This window comes from Chitinispirillales bacterium ANBcel5, from assembly GCA_029688955.1.
Taxonomy (GTDB): Bacteria; Fibrobacterota; Chitinivibrionia; order Chitinivibrionales; family Chitinispirillaceae; genus Cellulosispirillum; species Cellulosispirillum alkaliphilum.
Window position 1 is genome coordinate 27,718 of the sequence record JARUKZ010000024.1, and the last position, 19,786, is coordinate 47,503.

At 40.0% G+C, this 19,786-nt stretch carries 18 protein-coding genes; 5 read left to right on the forward strand and 13 right to left on the reverse strand.

All coding sequences use genetic code 11. The features are described 5' to 3' along the window. Positions 1–37: 37 nt before the first annotated feature. The 11 genes from QA601_12875 to QA601_12925 form a co-directional block, all read right to left on the reverse strand. Positions 38–931 (reverse strand): carboxypeptidase-like regulatory domain-containing protein, encoded by an 894-nt coding sequence (locus tag QA601_12875; GenBank protein MDG5815978.1) that lies wholly within the window; start codon positions 929–931, stop codon positions 38–40. A gap of 160 nt (positions 932–1,091) precedes the next feature. Beyond that, the gene (locus QA601_12880) at positions 1,092–3,941 is read right to left on the reverse strand and encodes a hypothetical protein (protein MDG5815979.1); all 2,850 of its coding nucleotides are present in this window, start codon (positions 3,939–3,941) and stop codon (positions 1,092–1,094) included. A gap of 56 nt (positions 3,942–3,997) precedes the next feature. Then, positions 3,998–4,903, reverse strand: a complete 906-nt coding sequence (locus QA601_12885; GenBank protein ID MDG5815980.1) for a carboxypeptidase-like regulatory domain-containing protein — start codon at positions 4,901–4,903, stop codon at positions 3,998–4,000. Continuing rightward, positions 4,897–5,733 (reverse strand): TIGR02147 family protein, encoded by an 837-nt coding sequence (locus QA601_12890; GenBank protein MDG5815981.1) that lies wholly within the window; start codon positions 5,731–5,733, stop codon positions 4,897–4,899. Before QA601_12890 ends, QA601_12885 begins: the two co-directional genes overlap by 7 nt. A 164-nt stretch (positions 5,734–5,897) precedes the next feature. Beyond that, positions 5,898–7,010, reverse strand: a complete 1,113-nt coding sequence (locus tag QA601_12895) for a glycosyltransferase family 1 protein (GenBank protein MDG5815982.1) — start codon at positions 7,008–7,010, stop codon at positions 5,898–5,900. Between the two features lie 42 nt (positions 7,011–7,052). After that, positions 7,053–7,559, reverse strand: coding sequence for a flavin reductase family protein (locus tag QA601_12900; protein MDG5815983.1), 507 nt, complete (start codon positions 7,557–7,559; stop codon positions 7,053–7,055). Between the two features lie 105 nt (positions 7,560–7,664). Beyond that, complete coding sequence (locus QA601_12905; protein MDG5815984.1) at positions 7,665–8,810, reverse strand: glycosyltransferase family 2 protein; 1,146 nt, start codon at positions 8,808–8,810, stop codon at positions 7,665–7,667. 4 nt (positions 8,811–8,814) lie between these two features. Next, complete coding sequence (locus QA601_12910) at positions 8,815–10,293, reverse strand: radical SAM protein (GenBank protein MDG5815985.1); 1,479 nt, start codon at positions 10,291–10,293, stop codon at positions 8,815–8,817. 9 nt (positions 10,294–10,302) lie between these two features. Beyond that, complete coding sequence (gene trxA / locus QA601_12915; protein ID MDG5815986.1) at positions 10,303–10,632, reverse strand: thioredoxin; 330 nt, start codon at positions 10,630–10,632, stop codon at positions 10,303–10,305. Positions 10,633–10,653: 21 nt separating this feature from the next. Then, entirely contained in the window at positions 10,654–10,962 is a 309-nt protein-coding gene (locus tag QA601_12920; protein ID MDG5815987.1) for a hypothetical protein, read from the reverse strand. A 27-nt stretch (positions 10,963–10,989) separates the two neighbouring features. Then, on the reverse strand, positions 10,990–12,078 hold the full coding sequence (locus QA601_12925) for a glycosyltransferase family 9 protein (protein MDG5815988.1): 1,089 nt from the start codon (positions 12,076–12,078) through the stop codon (positions 10,990–10,992). A gap of 86 nt (positions 12,079–12,164) precedes the next feature. On the opposite strand from QA601_12925, the gene QA601_12930 reads away from it, so the two are divergent. Further along, positions 12,165–13,286 carry a serine/threonine-protein kinase gene (locus QA601_12930; protein MDG5815989.1) on the forward strand — a complete coding sequence of 374 codons (1,122 nt, stop codon included), beginning with the start codon at positions 12,165–12,167 and terminating at the stop codon, positions 13,284–13,286. On the opposite strand, the gene QA601_12935 is transcribed toward QA601_12930, so the two are convergent. Together QA601_12935 and QA601_12940 are read right to left on the reverse strand one after the other, a co-directional pair. After that, the gene (locus tag QA601_12935) at positions 13,248–14,150 is read right to left on the reverse strand and encodes a M23 family metallopeptidase (protein ID MDG5815990.1); all 903 of its coding nucleotides are present in this window, start codon (positions 14,148–14,150) and stop codon (positions 13,248–13,250) included. The genes QA601_12930 and QA601_12935 overlap by 39 nt on opposite strands. A gap of 5 nt (positions 14,151–14,155) precedes the next feature. Then, a complete protein-coding gene (locus QA601_12940) occupies positions 14,156–14,500 on the reverse strand; it encodes a hypothetical protein (protein MDG5815991.1) in 345 nt (114 codons plus the stop codon). Positions 14,501–14,793: 293 nt separating this feature from the next. On the opposite strand from QA601_12940, the gene QA601_12945 reads away from it, so the two are divergent. The 4 genes from QA601_12945 (at position 14,794) to QA601_12960 (ending at position 19,775) form a co-directional block, all read left to right on the forward strand. After that, positions 14,794–17,112 carry a DNA polymerase II gene (locus QA601_12945; GenBank protein ID MDG5815992.1) on the forward strand — a complete coding sequence of 773 codons (2,319 nt, stop codon included), beginning with the start codon at positions 14,794–14,796 and terminating at the stop codon, positions 17,110–17,112. Positions 17,113–17,261: 149 nt separating this feature from the next. Next, positions 17,262–18,089 (forward strand): hypothetical protein, encoded by an 828-nt coding sequence (locus QA601_12950; GenBank protein MDG5815993.1) that lies wholly within the window; start codon positions 17,262–17,264, stop codon positions 18,087–18,089. A gap of 72 nt (positions 18,090–18,161) precedes the next feature. Continuing rightward, entirely contained in the window at positions 18,162–19,061 is a 900-nt protein-coding gene (locus QA601_12955; protein ID MDG5815994.1) for a tRNA-dihydrouridine synthase family protein, read from the forward strand. Positions 19,062–19,199: 138 nt separating this feature from the next. Next, complete coding sequence (locus tag QA601_12960) at positions 19,200–19,775, forward strand: YqgE/AlgH family protein (GenBank protein ID MDG5815995.1); 576 nt, start codon at positions 19,200–19,202, stop codon at positions 19,773–19,775. Positions 19,776–19,786 lie beyond the last annotated feature (11 nt).

Sequence of the window (19,786 nt, forward strand, 5' to 3'; positions counted from 1 at the left end):
GAACAAAATGATCTTTTCCTTGCCAAAGAAGACCATATCAGTCTTGTGGTAAAACAATATTAATCAAGATCGGCTCAGACCATTGAAGCAAAGAATTTTCCCTCGATTCCTGCGTTTTAATCTGATAAATTCCTGGTTCACTCCAGCTGTACGACTGTACAGGCCCGTACAAACGGTTAGTCACCGCTCCATCACCCCAGGAAAATCTGTACATATATTCATTAGCTGGTTCCCGTATAGGATAGGCAGCCGTCACACTGTAAACAGAATCGACGTAGCCTTGCATTTCATTATAAAAGGTCCCATCTTCACCAACAAACCTTGGAGTTGTACTTTTATGCATAGTAACTAAGGAGTAACCACTTTCTACTACAATCTCATCAAACTCAGGACCAATATATGTCTCTTTTCCAGTCTCCAAATCAAACCCCTTTAAAGTTACTGAACCGGGAGGTACCGGTATAGATAGAAATACAGAATTTTGTAAAACTTCTCTCCAAATCATTGAGCCCGGTATATATAATGCAGCACTATCCGGAAGCTCTAACTCATCTGGGTTCAAGTTAATTCTTCCAGGTGCTCTTATATTCAAAGAATCGACTACTTCTAACCTTTCTAGTAGAGATATACCCTTTTTCAAAAAGGCATGTCCATTTTTTTCATTTATACCCGTTATACTGTAAACAGATTGAGGTAAATTACTAAACTCATAATACCCCCTATAATTAGTTGTAGTGACAACGGGCGTTTCATTGGTGTCTGTAATGGGATTATAACTATCCTTAAGAAGTGTGACCTCAACTCCTGAGAGCACATAACCGTTCTCATCGGCAATAATACCCGCAATACGTGCATTACCATGGTCACTGATACCACCACAACGTAACAGTAAAATGATCAAAACTAAAAGGGGTTTTAAACATTGATTCATAAAAAGCTCTCTAGAAACAAAAAAAGAAGGCTATGTAGTTCCATTTATAGTATACAGGTTTCCAATATACTTAACATTTAGCTTAAAGAGAAAGCTATTTCAGGAAAAAAAATCGAAGTGCCGGAAAAATTTTCCCGACACCTCTCTCCATTGGAAGGGTTTACCTTTTTAAATCCAGCAATTGTCTGTTGCGCTGCTTACCTGTTTTAAGGTCAGTCACACGCATAATATAAACCCCTCTACCCTGAAGCCCTCTACGGATTTTGTTTCGAACAAACATACGATTATTTGGATCGCCTTTAAAACGCTGTATAACTCTTCCACGCAGATCAACAATTTCTATAAGTGCCTCGCTGTTTCTTCTTGCAGCAGACACTTCTCTTCTTACCGAAACAGAAGAATTGATTACAAATGTCACAGTATCTGTAATATCCAATTCTTCAACATGTGCAACAATGGAAAATTCCTCACCATCGGTAGCATCATTTATTCTAATATTGAATGATATATATCCATTCTCTTCACTGCTTATATTACCAGCACTTCCAATTTGGGACATACTTTTATTTAAACTTACCATATTTTTATACGCAGAACCCTCTATTTGAGCGATGCTTTCATCTAAACTCATCACTTCAACAGAAAATTCCTGATTAACGTAATTAGAAAAGGTGTCAAACAGGTTAATTCTTATTTCGTTGGTACTGTTGGGTCTGACCGGTAGTGGTGTATCATCAAACATTCCCCTCCCAGTTAATTGGAATCCGATTCCAACCGGCTCTGCAGGTTCAATGTTAATTTCTGTATTACCAAAAATAATATAGTCCCCCGCACTACCCGACCATACTACAAAAGCTGAAATATACTCTGTACCCAAATTTGGTGCTTCCGTAAAAAATACAGTATCAGAAAAGGTACCAGTAAAGTCACCGATTGTAAGAGCAGTAGTATCACTGTATTTATACATTTTGCCCCCTGAATTGAGAGTAAGATAATCTACATTTAAATTTGGTTCACTAAACTCGTCTCCTAAGATTACCCTAAGATTAAAGATCACCGGATCACCTACCCTAATAGCCTGATCTTCGATTTTGTTTCCGTAAATATCAAATAGTTCAATTTCTATTTGATGATGTAGTTCTCTGTAAGGAAAAAATGCTACATTGGAAACAGCTTTACCTTCCAGTACATCTGTCTCAACCACAAGCTCAAAAAACGCATACTCCCCCGGTTCCGGAGCTTCAAAGGTGAGTGTGTTATGTCCTCTCCTAAGCTGAGTTGAAGGAACATCTATTTCAATTATATCGTTTTCACTTATGACCGGTGCATTATTTGCAAAAGCATCACCATCAAAAGGCACATCTCTCAGCCATCTTACGTACCTGATTTCAGGATTAGAAAATTCTCCTCCGGATGAAGACAAATCGAAAGTTATATGGGCTATACCATCATCGTATGCTACAGGAGCAATGGGTCTTACATGCAGGTGCGTATTTTGCATTGAAGAATACTGAAGAGCCCCTATGTCTGCTATAGTCCCATTGGCTTTCACGACTCCGGCTTCAGGGCACCCACCGTTTTTAATAAATTCACTAACAACAGGATCATTCCAATCCGGTTCAAGAAAGTGGGGATCTGAAGGATCAAGGGATTTAAAATGATCCTGCATCTCAATCCAGCGATTCTGCGCAGAAGACGGGAATGCGTCCCGGGCCACACGGCCTTCTATAAGAGCCCCGGGCTGTATAAAGTCAGGAACAGTCACCAACACCTCAGAACCATCTGTACATTCAATGGCTACTTCACTTCCACGCACAACATCATCAATTCCATTCATTATTCTAACCCGACTTACTCCTTCGACTCTTGTAAGAGTATCTACCATACAACCATCAGGAATGCTTACCATCCTGGTTTCTATTTGAGGTGGAGCCATTTGAGTTGAATAAACAGAGTGTTTCATTCGATTAACATATGAAGGATCCATGGCATGGAACGGATTAGTGAACTCTCCGTGGTAACCATCGGACCAGTAGTGCGCTGGTTTGCTGTAGATATTATTGAATACAAGATGATGAGCACCGGACCGCCAATATCCTGCAAATAGCAGGTAATTGTTATGAAATGTGTTATTGTAGATCGCAAGCGGTGAAAGCATGTGGTCCATAGTAAGTATAGCCCCTCCCGCTTGATGCTCTCCGTCAGGCAAACCGTTTACCAAACTAACGACACTACTTGTCTGATGGTAGTTGTTGTAGATGAGATTAAACCTGATGGTTGAGCCAAGATCCCATACAGACTCCATATAGATACCCCAGGAATTACCATGAATTCGGTTGTGTTCAATTAAATGATCTCCTGTTTTTCCAAAACCTGAAAGTGGAACAACATCTGCATAGGGGAAATCAGCAGGATTGGAGTTTCCATATACTCCTCCCTGATTCACATCTCTTAGAGCAATACCGAAATAGGCGTTTCTCATTTCACTGTTTCTGATTACAACTTCTCCTGAATGATAGATACATAAAGCTGCATTACCATGAAACAGTGGGTGTCTACCCTCCCAAACCCCCGAATATCCAAAGGGATTAGCTCCCCCGCCATCAATTATCAAACCATCGATTACCACATTTCTCACATTAATTAATCTAAGAGCACCATTACGATCATAATTGATAGTTTCCGGATCTTGTGTTTCCTGATAATTTTTAGGATTTACATTAATATCATCCATAAATTGTATCACGGGTCTTCTGTTAGCGCTTGTCGGCTGTGAAGACCTGAGAACAAGTCCGCGTTTTGTACTGTCGATCGTAACCTGCTCTTCGTATACACCGTTATCCAGAATTATGATTTCACTACCTGGACGTGCCGCATCGACAGCCTCCTGTATTGAAGAAAACATACCATCCCCTGATTTTGACACCGTTAAGACTACTGCATTGGCTGCAGCTATGTTCATACATACCAGTGCAGCTGTCCATATCCTACACATTTTTTTACGCAGCATAAATGCCTCCCTTTTTTTTAATTAAAACCAGCAATTACCTGTAAAAGATAAAACAACTACTCTCCATTACTAATTTCGATCATTATTGGTTGCGACCACGCCAGATAGGTATTGGCTCTTCTCTCCTGTGTCTGAACCATGTAAACCCCCGGTTCAGTCCAGGTATAACTACTCAGGGGACTTGAAAACCATTCAGATATTGTCCCATCACCCCAGGATACCCTGTACTGATATTCATGATTAAAGTTTCTGGGTGGATACACAGTTGAAATTGTGTGCACTACACCTGTTTTACCTTTGTACAATGTGTGCCCTATACCATCGCTATCGATGAATGCTGGTGTGGGAGATAAATGTTGGAGATATAGTTTTCTGGCAGCAATAAGTTCTATATTGTTAAATTTATCTCCGTTTAACGCAACCTCTTTGCCTTCATCAAAATTGTAACCTCTTAAACTAATAATACCGGCAGGTAACCTATTGAGGTTAAGTTCAACATTTGGAGTAACGCATCCCCAGATTCTTGTCCCCGGGATATATACTGCGTCCAGACCAGGGTTATCAAGTGTGTCAGGATGAAGACTTATTGTAGCCGGAAGTTTCAAATCAAAGTCAAAAGTATAGAAACCATCCTTTTGTACCACAATATTGCGTTGTATGAAACTCTTGTCAAAGGCATCTTTCCCAACTAACGTGTACACACCCGCCTTAAGACTGTCAAAATAGAACTCCCCGCTCCAGTTTGAAACAGCTACTCTCTCCAAATTTGAAGTACTGTCTGTAATATGATTGTAGTCATTAGGCAAAAGTGTGATGATCACATCTTCTGCAGGTTTTTGGAAGTTATCCTGTATTACTCCTGCAATACGTGCATTTCCCTGGTCACTGGAGCCACCACTGTGATCAACGCCACAACCACACAAAACCAACACCAGCGCAACTAATAAGTTCAGCTTTAACATTCACTATCCTTTGGGGTTTTAATAGTGAGCGGAAATAATTGAATATTAATATCATAAACAGAACTGCTTTCATTGTCCTCATTAACAATAGATCGAACCCTGTCTTTAAACTCTTCTATCTCCTGCATGATCTGTTTAAGTGAAGCATTTGAGACACCAATGGTCATGCTTGAAATATGGCGAACGTCAGGATCATATTTATCCAATGCTCTTATTGCAAGTTCAGAAAACTGACGATTAAGATTTCGAACAGATTTGGTCAGATTTGGCCCGGTTGTAATAGCTTTTTCACATTGAGTATACTTTCCAGAATTATCTTTTTTTATAAAACCAAGGCGTAACAGAAGCTTGATACTCTCCCTTACCTCTGATTCAGTTACTGGCGGGTCTACCGCTTTAGCAAGCAGTGCATAATCACCCTTCCAGTCTATAGTACAGGCAAGCTCGCGAATAACCGGATTATACCATTTCAGATAGTATTCATGATGGTCCAGGGGTACTACTTTTGATTTTACTTTTTTTCGCAAAACCATTAATTTGGAAAAATAAAGCTCTCTTTGCTGCTCTGTTTTACTCTGATTGTAACCAACCAAAGCGGCAAAAAAAGCCCCATCCCTATCTGTAAGTCCCAGTCCTTTTATAAAGGCTGGTATCGTTTTATCAGTAAGATTACGCTTACCTTCTGTCACCTCCTGATACAGAGATGGTGAGCTAATTCCCGCTTTACGACAAAAGTAACGGTGAGAGAAGTGCGAAAAACGTTTTTTTCTGTCCTCAAAGTAATCTTTGAGATACAGTCGGTAATCATCGTATAGTTCTATGCGTTTCATACCTATAACTTAAACTATTTCTTTTGGATAAGCAACTCTTTTGGAGAAAAAGCGTACCTGCTTTGAGTACAATAAAGGGGTATTTTACCAATTATGGGCCATATACGGTCAAAAATGGTGACCCTATTTTGAGTACACGAGGTAATTAAAGGAAAAGCAGTATTTTAAAGCAGTTTTTTATAGAGGGTAATTAATTTTTCTGCAGTATCATCCCATGAATTTGCTGATGCATGTCTTCTTCCCTCATCTATTAATCTGTTGCGAAACTTCTTATCAGCAGTAACAAGTGAAGCATTTGTAACAAATGTATCGACATCAAAAGGATCACAATACAAAGCAGCTTCACCACCAGCTTCAGGCAAACTTGTTACCGAAGAACACAGCACAGGAGCAGCACAGTACATAGCCTCTATTACAGGCAGTCCAAACCCCTCACATATCGAGGGATAGATAAAGAAGTCACAATGAGCATACTCCCCAACAAGTTGATTCACTGAAATTCTTCCCAAAAAATGTATCTTCTCTTTGCAAAAGCTCTTTTTATATCTATCTTTTACACTATCTGGTTGTAAAGACAACAGCCCCGCTATCCTAAGATTCCCCCTGTATCCATTGGATACAAGTGTTTCAAACACCGTTATCACAGTTTCGATATTCTTATTTGCTGTTTCACCCATCGAGAAAATATAGTGTCCATCACAATGGCATTCATAGTGTGCTTTTTCATAAACCTCAGCAATTCTTTTATCTACTGCCACCGGAAGCACAACTATCATTTCCGGGACGATGCTAAAACTCTCTGTTATGTGTTTTTTCACATACTGTGAAAAAGTAACAATCGCAGCCGCTTTCTTTAATGCAAGAGTTTGGATTTTAAATGAGCGTGTTTTTGAAGTATGCTTGAGTGCTTCACATTTAAACGAGTTTAGATCATAAACAGTTGCAATTGTTTTAGCTGTACTCAGAAATGGCAAAGCAACAGAGCGTATGGGTCCAAGACTCACAGTGGAATGGTATACAGAACAGCGGGATAGTGCAATATCAAACGGCAAAAAAAGCTGTTCCCAAACCCATTCACGCCATGAGGGTCGCCATAAGCGTTTGCAGGAAAAATGAGGGATATTTTTGTTATTGGTGGTAGCAAACAACTCAATGTTAGTTGCAAATTGCGTTTTTTGAAGAGAGCTGAGAATATTTCTGACCACAGTACCTATACCGTGGCCAGCATATTCGTTCTCCAGAGGGCGGCAGTCTATTGCCACAGTTGTTTTTTTCATGATCTAATCTGTCGCAGAAAAGATTACTTTTGTAATAAAATCTTATACCTCATCAATCATAGCAAAACTATTTACAATTTCACCGTAGTAAATCGTATGATAGTCTTTTTGAGGATAAAGATGTTTATACGATTCTACCAAATTACCGGGATCCATTGGAGATTTATACACTATTTTACATTCAAAGTGAGTACCCGGAACATTTATAACAGGTGTACGGACTTTTTTACCGGGGAAAATTTCCATGGAGCATTTTTTAAACTTATCATGATCTCTTCCTGATTCAGACCCGCAAAAAGCAAGTTGTTCTGACATATCAACCGAAGGCACAGAAACGGTAAACTCATCTGTTTTTTCGATAATTTTAAATGTGTGACGAGATTTTCTAACCAGAATAGTCATTATTGGACGTCCCCAGATATGTCCCAAAGATGCCCAACCGATGGTCATGACGTTTAAATCATCACCCGCCTGAACCGTAAGAAAAGCACCCTTTCTTATCTGTGACATTGCTTCATCTGCAATGGCCATATAATCAACCTGTTGCATTTACAATTCTCCCGTAAAACGATTCAAAATAGTTTTCTTACAACAATATACCATTTTTTCGGCAATTAAACCAGCTGGAAAAACATACACACAATCAACCTTGTTTTAACCTCTTTCAGTTCTACTCCAGGCAGCAGACTGTATGCCTGAGATAAAACGAATAAAGCCCAAAAAGAGTGCACAGTTCATGGTAAGAAAATAAAATATATGACGACAGATTCTAAGAGGGAAAATCCTGTAGGCAATTCCGGAGAGCATAAATACAGCAGCGGTAGAGTATATAACCCTGTATAGAGTCATATCAGTAGCGAAAAAAAGTAAGGTGGAAGAAAAAGCAGCAAGAATGAAGAAGTGAGGAGAAAACCATCTTGTTACTTTATGTGAAAAGAAACAAAACCAGGGCCAACCAAGAAAAGGATTAAGAAAATCCCTAAGCCAAAAGAATGCCTGAAAATTACCAGCTCCAATTCGAACTCTTCGGGAAAACTCACTGGATATTTTTTCGGTGAAATCCTCTTCTGAGATTGCTTCAGGTTCATAAATAACCCTGTACCCTTTGCGCACTGTGTTCATTGGAATCAATACATCGTCATTGGAATAGGCATTTTTTGGGATAGCACTGAAGAGCTCTTTTCTAAGAGCATAAAAACCACCAAACGCAGAGATTGTACTGTGCAGTTTCCCTTCCATATACTTCTGTTTTGATTCAAAGGACCTGTAGAGTGTTTCAGCATTCTCTTTTTCTTCGGCCAGTGCATGTTCAATATGCCCGGCAACACCGCCCACCTTTGGATCTGCAAAATTCCTCACTATTGCCCTTAAGCTGTCGGGCCGGTGCATTGTATTGGCATCGGTAAAAAGTACAATTTCTGCATCAATTACAGGTGCAAGTCCGTTAAGAACTCCAGTCTTGCCGCCCCTTTCAGGTGCGCGCCACAGATGTACTCTTTGGTCATCATAAGCAGAGACAATCTCTTCAGTTCGGTCAGTGGAGCAATCTGAGCCAACCCATACCGATAGCTTATCCGCTGGGTAATCAATGCTTAGAATATTTATAATCTTTTTTTCTATTACACTTTCTTCATTATATGCAGGAACCAACACTCCGATACTTGGCAGATAATTATCACTGCATTTAACGGGAGTGGAGAAGAAGCGTGCAAGTATAGCAAGGATAAAGGGATAGAAAAAATAAGAATACAATATTACAAAAATACTTACCCAAAAGATCACCTCTATGGCTAAAAGCATTCTTTTACACACTGCCTTTCATAGAGGGCTTTATCAGATATTTAAAGAAAGTAGCAGCAGCCTTTACAATCCTTCTAGCTTCACCGGGATGAGTAATCATCTGTTTTAATTTAGCAAACATATACACTGGCCGAAGGTAAAACTCATGACGAGCCCGGTCACAAAATTTCACAAGTTCTTCGTAAGTAAGTTGTGGATTTGAGACAACGGAAGAGTGTAGACCTTCCTCTGTAATCCATTTACGAAAATCCTTTGAAACAAGCCACCCCTTTTTTTCAAAGTAGTCATAATCCTCAGTTCCCGGATATACCATAATGGGATAAAACTGTGCTGTATCGGGATTAATCCTTTTTGCTAAATCCAAAGTTTTTTCTAGCGTTTCTCTTGTTTCCCCTCTGTTTCCCACCATAAAACAGCCATGAATGAGAATACCCGCTCTACGGGCATCACGCATAAAACCATGAATTTTATCAAGGGACAAGGATTTTTTTATATTATCAAGAATGCTCTGATCACCACTTTCAAACCCCACGCAAAACAATCTGCAATTTGCCTTACGCATAAGTACCATAGTCTCATAATCTACTTCAGCCCTTGAGTTTGCAGACCATGGTATTTTGTTAGCACCTGTTGCAATAAGTGCTTCAGATAGCTGCCGGCAACGCTTTTTATCGGTGGTAAGCGTATCATCTTCAATCATTATTTCCTGTACAGTTGGGAAAGTATCCCGTATATACAAAAACTCCTGCACAATGGAATCGATCGAGCGCTTACGATAACGATGTCCCTGTAATGTTTGTGGTACAACACAATACGTACACCGAAAGGGACATCCCCTGCCAGTCACAATTACCACAATAGGATGGCGACTATGCCCATAAAAATAGGGTTTTATATCGAGATGACGTTTATACACACTCGAAACAAAAGGAATGTCATCAAGATTCTCAATATAATTTCTGACTTCATTTTTAATAATCGAGCCATTTTCACTTCTAAACGCAAGTCCGGCTACACTTTTTAGAGTTTTGTCATCCTTGTGCCCTTCCTGCAGTTTTGAAGCCAGATCCACAAGAGTCTGGTCATACTCCCCAAATGCAACCGCATCAATCTGATCAGATATGTTTAAGGTTTGCTGCGGCAGCGCAGAAACGTGTACTCCTACCAGAACCACAAAAACATCCGGAAATTCCTGCTTTAATGCAGCACCCACTTCGATATCATTGTAGATACTGGGTGTAGAAGTATCAATAACAACCATTTGTGGCTGAAAAGGTTTTGCCCGCTGAATGACCTCACTGGTGTTTATCTGTGCAGCAGGAGCATCTAAAAAAAGTAGTTGATTACCAGCTTTCTCCAGATACCCTGTTGCATAAGCAAGCCACATTGGGTAGTAAAGAGTTCCGCTTTTGGTTACAGCCGGAGAGCGGGATTCCCGTGAAAATTTCGGTAAAAAGGGCGGATTTAGCGTTAATATTCTCATTAATCTCTCTTACTCAAATACACTTTCAATTTTTGTTTTAAGGGCAGCTTTAGCCAAAAGCCCGGTATGTTGTTCAACGATCTGCCCGTCTTTAAAAAAGAGCATCGTGGGGATACTGTTAATTCCATATTTCGATGCGGTTTGCGGATTAGCGTCAACATCCAGTTTTCCAATAATCACCTTATCTTCAAGTTCCGGAGCCAGATCTTCAAGTATTGGTGTAAGCATTTTGCATGGACCACACCACTCAGCCCAAAAATCTACTATAACTGGCAGATTTGCAGAAAGCACTTCATCAGAAAAATTTTGGTCCGTAAAAGTTTTTAACGATGCAGCCATATTAGCTCCTCCTGACTATATTTATTTCCCGGTTTCAGTTTTACCATTTCTATATTTATCCATAAGTTCTAACATTTTCTCCTGAACAGATTGCCACTGCTTTGGATCATCTCGTACTTCTTTTAAAAATGCAGATGCCTCAGCACCATCAACACCGCTAACCTTTTCCAGGTCCCTAAACCCTTGAATTCGTTGCTGCTCAGTTAAAAAGGGGTTGTTCTCAAGGAGAGTTATTCCGGTGAAAAATTGAGCGTAGTGATCAAGAGTTGATGCACCAACATACTGCAGAGCTAAAAAAATACTAATTGCAATGGCCGTTTTGCGCATCAAAATGATTCTCCTAAAAATTTAAGATCATTAAAAATGGTGAGTGCAAAAAGAGGTGTCAAGTGCTGTGATCTCACTGCTGTTATTGTCTCCCTGCTGAACCATCCCCTCCATTGTTTTGGTAACCATTTCAGGAGATAAACTTATCATACAGTTTCTTTTGCCCCTGATACAAACATTACCCCCGTGAGGATGGCAGGGCCGGCAACGAAGCCCTGTTTCAAAGACCCGAAACATTGGTAATCCATAGGGATAAAAACCAAAATGGCGTGTGGTTGGCCCAAAAATCACTCCGGTTTTCACTCCACAAGCTCTGGCAAGATGAGAGAGCCCGGTATCACCTCCCAGGGCAAGTGTGCAGTTTTTTAAAACCGTACCACATTCAAACAGCGTTAGTTTTCCTGCCAGAGAAACACAATTGTTGCCTATTTCAAGGCTTATCTGGCGAGCTGCTGCTACATCCTCTACTCCCCCCATTATAAGCACTTTCCAGCCTTTAAGAGAAAAATAGGTTCCAAGTTTTATAAAATTTTCTGCCGGCCACTCTTTATTCCTCCAGGCACTAAAGGGAAAAAGAGCGATCATAGGCCTGATAATTTCCCCCTCTTTTTGAAACAACTTGCTGCATTCGGGCTTAGGTTCTGAGTCAAAATAGAGTTTAAGAGAAGGTGGAGGGGTGTTTCTATGCGCACCGGCAGCCTGTAAGTAACGCGCAGCGACACCGTTGGTTAAATCATAGGTGTTAATGCGGGTAAAAAGTAATAAAAAGCGCTGTAAATGTAGTTTTTTAAATTTCTGTACACCACCGGTAATACCCAGTCGCTTAATCAATCGTTTGCTTTTGGAACTGTTCTGAAGATCAATCACTTTATAAAAGTGGGGTTTTATGCCATTGAGAGCATCATCGTCATCTGCTGCATACAGCTCCTTAACCCTATGATCTTTCCTAAACAGTGAGAGATAGGGAGCGGAAGTGATTAGAGTTATTGACCACATAGGGTGCTTTAATTTAATATAAGATAACACTGTCGATACCAGAATAACATCACCCATTGATGATAACCTGATTATCAAAACTCGTTTTTCGGTATCTGTGGTGTGCTTAACTAAACTATTCACATTAAAAACTCTGCTTTAGTTACTGAATCATTATATATTAGAAAAATATATTAATGAAACCGGCAGATTCTCATAAAAGGTAATTTATGAACAAACCAGTGCAGCCTGCTTCTCAAAATAATCCACAGCACCCACTGACTCCAAGACCAGCAAACCCCTATGAGCAGCAGCATATGCCAGCTGCTGGTGATAAACTGGGACCAAACAAAATTCTTCAATCCGTTGGTGAAGGTGGCAGCGCCTGTGTATATAAGGTGTGGAATGAAGGCCTTGAAGTAATAAGAGCAGTAAAAATCCTTAAACAAGGCAACAATAAAAACGCCAAAGAACGTTTTTTAACCGAAGCAAAAATCCTTGCCGATATCCATCACCCTAATATAGTCGAAATCCATCATATCGGCTATATGGAGCAAAACATCCCTTTTCTTGAACTGGAGTATGTTGATGGTATTTCCATAAAGGAGTTGATACGACAACGCTCAAAGCTCCCCCTGCCGGTAGCGTTAGCAACAGCATACTTTGTATGCCAGGCATTGCAGTACGCTCATACAAAAGATTACACCCTCTATGGCAAAGTGTATCGGGGACTGATTCACCGGGATATAAAACCGGAAAACATCCTAATCTCAAGGGATGGAATTGTTAAACTTATGGATTTTGGAATTGCCCGACCAAGCGAGGTAGGGCTACACACCATAGGCACAAGAATCATGGGGACTCTAATTTATCTTAGCCCAGAACAACTAAGTGGTAAACCTCTTGATCACAGAAGCGACATCTTCTCTTTAGGTTCGGTGATCTATGAAATGATAACCGCCAAAAGAGCATTCCCGCAGAAAACACTTTCTGAGCTTGTGCAGAAAAAAACCTCAGGCCATTTTCGTCCAATTGACTCGCATGAGATACCACTGCCGGAGCATCTAAAGAATGCTATTCATAAATGTTTAGCACTCGATCCGGAAGACAGATATTCAAATGTTTCAGAGTTAAGTCATGATCTGTACGCTGTTCTTCGCCTGATCTCAAGCAATTCTCCACAAGACATTCTAAATCTATATATGAGAAACCCTTCAGCCATTAATTATACCTGGCAGGAACCAAATGATGCTGAGAAAAGGAAAGCTAAGAAGCGATTTGCATGGTGGGCACCCTTAGCAGCTTCGGCTGTTTTAGTCCTCTGTGCTTTCATGATTAAGCTGAGCTGCTGAAGCGGTCTTTAGTTGCGGAAAAAAATAGTCTTCAGGGTCCACGGGTCTGTTGTTTCTCCACACTTCATAATGCACATGAGGTCCGGTGGTCAGTCCTGATAATCCAATGGTACCTATCTGATCGCCCCGTTTTACACGCCTTCCTCTACCCACTGTAACAGAGCCAAGATGTGCATATACGGTTCTGAAATTTCTTCCATGATTGATTATAATCCTTCGCCCCCATATAGGGTCGTTTTCAATGCGTGAAACAACACCATCAGCAGTGCTTATTACCGGTGTTCCAATCTCACCGGCGAAATCTATACCATAATGCATTTTTTTCTCTGATGAAAACGGATCCCTTGCAACACCATACATGCGGGTAACAACGGTATTTGTACCAACAGGTTTAATAACCGGTATTTCTTCAAAAACATTATCAGATTCTGAAAACAAAGAAGCAAATTGTCTGATAAATTTTTCTCGCTCAGAGAGATAAACGAGTAAAACACCGGAACTCATATCAGCTGGATTTAGAAAATGTTCACCCCTTCTGATTGCACTTAATTCTTCAGGAAACTCTGAGATCTCTGCCATCTCTCCCTTCATATGATCCAGGCTATTGACCTGATCACGTAAGTTATGAAGCAGTTTAACGGTGGAGACAATATTTTGGAACAGATGCTCATTTTGTTCCTTTAAGTTCTTTTTCTCATTCTGCTCTGCTGCAGAGTAGGAAAATTGGTTAAAGGGAATGAAAAAGCCGGAAATTCCAATAGTAATAATACAAATTAGCAAAATAGCCACAGGGAGACGAACACGGAATGCTTTAATCGACTTTCCCTGTGACGGTACAAAAAGAATTGTTCGTTTCTTACTCATAATTTTCAGGCGTCGCCGGGCTCTTCTTCCTCGCCCTTACTAGTTTCCTCACACCTTTCACTTACCTCTTTGATATTCTTTTCCAATTGAACCAGCTCATCTTTAAGCGAATTTACATTATCGACACACTTTTTCACAACCAGATCTTCTGGAACTTCTGAGCCTTTCTGATCGACCAAAAGCTCATACACCCGTTCGCCTAAATCCACAAAATTACGCTCAATTTTTCGCTTAGCGGCCATCTCATCAACCTTAAGCTTACCAATCTTTGTGTATTCCTCAATCTTTTCCACTGAAATGGAAGCTCCATCTTTAAGACTTCTTTTTACCTTCTCCCACATCGTATCCACCTATAAACCTCCTTGCAATGAAGTAAGTATCGTGAATGTTTTAAAATTCCCATTTCAAGTAAATATAAATAATTATTACCGGTTTAATCAGGCCACTTTTATAGATATTTTAAATACTGAAGATTTTAATCCCAATGCTACCCCGCCTCTTTTGGCTAATATGTATTTTTCTACATTATAGTAGCATATTTTAAGCCATGATAGAAATGGTTGGAAATAATTAAAACAGGATTATTAATACTACAGCAAATTAGCAGAATTAACAACTTTTTACTGCAAATCTCCAATCAAAAATGAATTCAGGTATTATCAAAACTCTCGATTGTTTCCTTCTCACCGCACACAGCCGTGATTATAACAACCATTTTGAAATCACTCTGTGGGGAATCAGCAGTTGTGGTGCGCCGATAAAAATACTCATAGATTGCCATCGCCCGCTCTTTTTTATTCCCTCATCGGTTCAACAATCTCATGTACCTTATCCCTGTGACCGAAAATCACTACAATTAAAGAGCTTAAAAGGAGAGTATGTAGACTGCCTCTACTTTTCAACTCACTTTGGAAAAATTACAGCAGCACGTCAGTTGCGCACACAAGGTATCAGAGTGTATGAAACTGATATACACCCTCTTGATCGCTACCTTATGGAGCGAAATGTCAAAGGTGGTATGCGAGTGCATGGTGAGATGCAAAAACATGGAAATACGTTGTATTTCAAAAACCCACACCTCAGAGGCTGCAACACTAAACCACAATTTAAGATTCTGTCCATCGATATTGAGACATGTGTAAAATCAGGGGAGATATACAGTATTGCATGTTATAGTCCCTCTGATTCGGTTGTCTTCATGAGAGGAGCCGAGCAAAATACCGGGGATGTGTTGTTTTTAAAGAACGAAAAGGAACTTCTGGTCCACTTTTTTTCCTATCTCAGAAAAATCGATCCCGATATCATTATCGGATGGAATGTTGTTGAATTTGACCTTAAAATGATAGCTAAACGATCACATGCCCTTTCAGTTCCTTTTGAGCCCGGAAGGGAAAGCGGGTCAAAAATCACCCAAAGCCAAAAATCGGGGTTATGGAGTGCCCGTATCCCCGGAAGAGTGGTAATTGATGTCCCAATGATACTTCGTTCTTATTATCACAACTTTGAAGAGTATTCGTTGGATCATGTTGCAAAGACCCTTCTTGGAAGAGGCAAAACGATCAGTTTAACCTCAGTGGAGAAGATAGAAGAAATAGACCGACTGTTTCAAACAGACAAACTGAAGCTTTCTGAATACAATCTTACCGACGCCCTGCTAACGTACGAAATATTCACACAAACTGACATACTCCCCAATGCTGTCGAAAGGTCCAAAAGATCCGGACAGCTCCTAAACCGCGCCGGTGGAGCCATTGCATCCTTTGATTACCTTTATTTGCCCAAATTGCACAGAGCCGGGTTTGTGGTTAACGACACTCTCGATATTACTCCACCAACAGAGCCCCTTCCAGGGGGGTATGTGCTGGAGCCCGTACCGGGTTTTTATGATAATGTTTTGGTCCTGGACTTTAGAAGCCTCTATCCTTCGATAATTATGAGCTTCTTTATCGACCCGCTTGGCTTTAATTTTGGACATACCGACGGTGTTAAAAACCCTTACGGTACCACCTTTAGCGCCACACATACCATCCTGCCCAAGATAATTTCGGAATTGATGGAGGCCAGACAAAGAGCTAAAGAAGAAAACAACCCCCACCTGTCACAGGCAATTAAAATTCTGATGAACAGTTTTTACGGGATTCTTGGTTCACCCGGCTGCAGGTTTTTTTCACAACACATAGCCAAATCCATCACTGTTACGGGCCGGTATCTACTTGAACAAACGATCAAACATATCGAAACCACAACTTCCCACAAAGTTATCTACGGTGATACAGACTCTCTGTTTATCCACCTGGGGCAGAGTATGGAAAGTGAAGCCAAAGAGCAGGGTGAAAACATTGCCAGGGAAACAACAGAATGGCTCTCTGCCTACATAAAAGAAACATTTAAAACAGAATCAGCCCTTAAACTGCAATTCGAAAATCATTTCCGCTACTTTTTCATGCCCGCAATGCGTGGATCAACACAGGGCTCCAAAAAGCACTACTGCGGAGCCCTGAGTGATAAGAATGGTTCAATAAAACAACTGATCTTTAAGGGAATGGAATCAGCCAGAAGTGACTGGACTGAGCTGGCTAAAGAATTTCAACACGAACTTTTATTTAGAGTTTTCTCTAAACAACCGGTAGAACAATATATCACCTCTGTTGTTCTAAAGCTAAAAAAAGGGATGATGGATGAAAAGCTGGTCTATAAGAAGCGACTCAGAAAAAGTGTAGAAGAGTACACGGTAAATATTCCCCCACATGTACAGGCAGCCAAATTACTGACTGCTCCTAAAAATCTGGTCCGTTATGTCATTACACAAAAGGGACCACAACCAATTGAGAACCAAACATCCCCCATAGATTATCAACATTACCTCAATTGCCAGCTAAAACCAGTTGCGGAATCTGTTCTTGAACGACTGAACTGCTCCTTTGAAGACATTATCTCGGGCCAGCAGGATCTTTTTGCCTAATTTAGCCTATTTTTAACTTGCCATCAATATCGATTAAGAATATATTAATTCTTCCACAGTTTAAAAGTACATTAATACTACTAAGGATCTAAAAAATGATCTCTGTAATACTATGCTTATTAACTCTTTTATGTTTGTCAAGTACAACGATGACAGAACCGATAGAAGAGGAAAAAGGTGCCTCTTTTTTCTCACATTTTACCTTTTTACCTGAATACTATTTTTACACTGACATTATCTCCTTTCATAATCAAAAAAACAAACTATTCGAAGAAGTCTACTTTTTTGAATCGAACACAAAGTTTGAAGCTATGTTTTTCTCTTACAAAGAAGATCTGTTTTTTGGCACCTTCTTTATGACTATTCTTGGTATGGGAAAGCAGTATGAGGATATTGTACTGGATCCACGGGATGTCTACTATGCTCTAACACCTTTTTTTGAATTGCGAAGATGGGATTTAACCTTACAAGCGGGCCTTGATCACCGCTGTATCCATGAGGTAGACAGAAAGACCGGGCCTACGATCTACTGGAACCAACTCTATACAAAAATAGCTTCAAGGGTGAGACCAGGGCTTTTTCAGTGGCACCACAAAAACCAAGAGGTCCCCTGGGATCCCATGAGTCGTCTTTCCTGGAGTTTTTCCTTTGGCTACTATCTACCTGGCTTTTTTGGCCTGATACGTCCTGCGTTGGTTAACGGTGGACATAATATGAGATTTGAATCCATTATCAATTTAAAGTACGCGCTACACAGAACAGATTCATGGCTCTTTAGCACAAGTCATATGACCCGCCTTAACCTCAATGAAAACGGAACAGGTTACTGGTCCGGCATGTTTGGGTTAGAAGCTACAGTTAATCAATCCGGCAATGGTCTGACTTTTTTTACCAGATATAATTATGATTTTCCAAGAGAACGACCATTTTACAGTAAAGACAAACTGATCGAATTAGGCATGCGATTTTTCTTCTAAATTATTTTCCTTTTTTATTGTAACCACGTGTTAAAGAGTAAAAAGAATAATTTCCATATCTATCTGGCGCCTTTGCGCGGTATAACAGATCAATGGTTTCGTCAGATTTATGAAAAACATTATGGTAAATTTGACTACATTCTGACTCCTTTTATACCTACTGTAAAAGGTAAACAGGTTCGCAAAACACATATACGGGATATCCATCCACGTTACAATGACCTTACGAGAGTTATCCCTCAAATAATAGGTAACGACAGTGAAGGTTTTCTGCTCCTTTGCTCAGAATTTTCAAATTACGGATTTAAACATGTTAATTGGAATCTTGGATGTCCATCTCCTTTAATTACCAGAAAAAAAAGGGGCTCTGGCCTCCTTCCGTATCCTGATAGTATTAAAAAAATCCTCGATAATTTACTTCCCAAACTCAATATATCCTTATCAATAAAGGTTCGCCTTGGCCATGAAAACCCCGATGAGCTCAAAAAACTGATACCAGTACTTAATGATTACCCGATTAAAGAGCTCATCATTCACCCCCGCACAGGAATACAGATGTATACAGGTGAAGTGGACCTAAAGCGCTTTGAAGTGTGTAACAATCTTTGCAATCATCCAATTGTTTACAATGGCGATATATGTTCTGCTTCTGATCTTCAACATCTTAGCTTTAGATTTGCTTCTGTAAATAAGTGGATGATAGGAAGAGGAATAATTAAAGACCCTGCCTTACTCTCAAATGTAAGAGGTGTTACAATAAATGATCCTAAAAAACGTTTCCAATCCTTTCACGATGAACTTTTAGAGCTTAATTGCAGCGCTTTGAGCACTGAGTCCAAAATTCTTGGTAAAATGAAGGAACTATGGGGCTACCTGGGCGAAAAACTTTCGGTAAAAAGCCTCCTGAGAACAGAAAGCCTAAAGAGCTATAAGGCAGAAGCTGGAAAACTTATTGAGCTGAAATTTAAATAGTACAATGTACTTTTTTAAAAGCTAATATCCCTTGTGCCAGCTATATCGGTAAGGTATTTTCAAATTAATAGACTTTTTAATAGTTTTCAAACGTACTTAAAAAGAAACAAACGTAAAACAATCAACACTGATTATACCATGGATCAAATACACTCTGATAATAGGCAACTGTTTCCATTGGAAGAAAATCTAAAACACCTCAAAAACGGTGCGATACTCCTTTCCCGTGACGCACTAAAAGACCCAAATTTTGAAGCGACCATTGTACTTGTGTGTGTTCATAGCAGTTACGGAACCTATGGGTTAGTACTGAACCGTCCCTCACATATGCCCCTCACAGAGATTTTTGACGGACTTAGTGGTTGTAATAGCCATAGAGAAGTTTTCATCGGTGGCCCTGTTAATCAGGAAGAATTACAGGTTTTACATCTCACTGATACTCCGGTAGAAGATGCTTTTGAAATTGTACCTAATTTGTATATTGGTGGCAAATGGAATGATTCCTCTCTGATCATCGAAACCAACCCGGCTGTGGTTAAACTCTTTCTTGGTTTCTCCGGATGGGAACCCGAGCAATTAGAACAAGAAATTGAAGCCGGTGCATGGGATGTATACAGAGTTGATCTTAAGAAATTATTCACACAGCTAAACGATTTTGTAGCAGCACCAGTTTCAACCCTGGTCACCAAGCTTGAACAGATCAAAATCCGGTAAAAAAAAGGGGT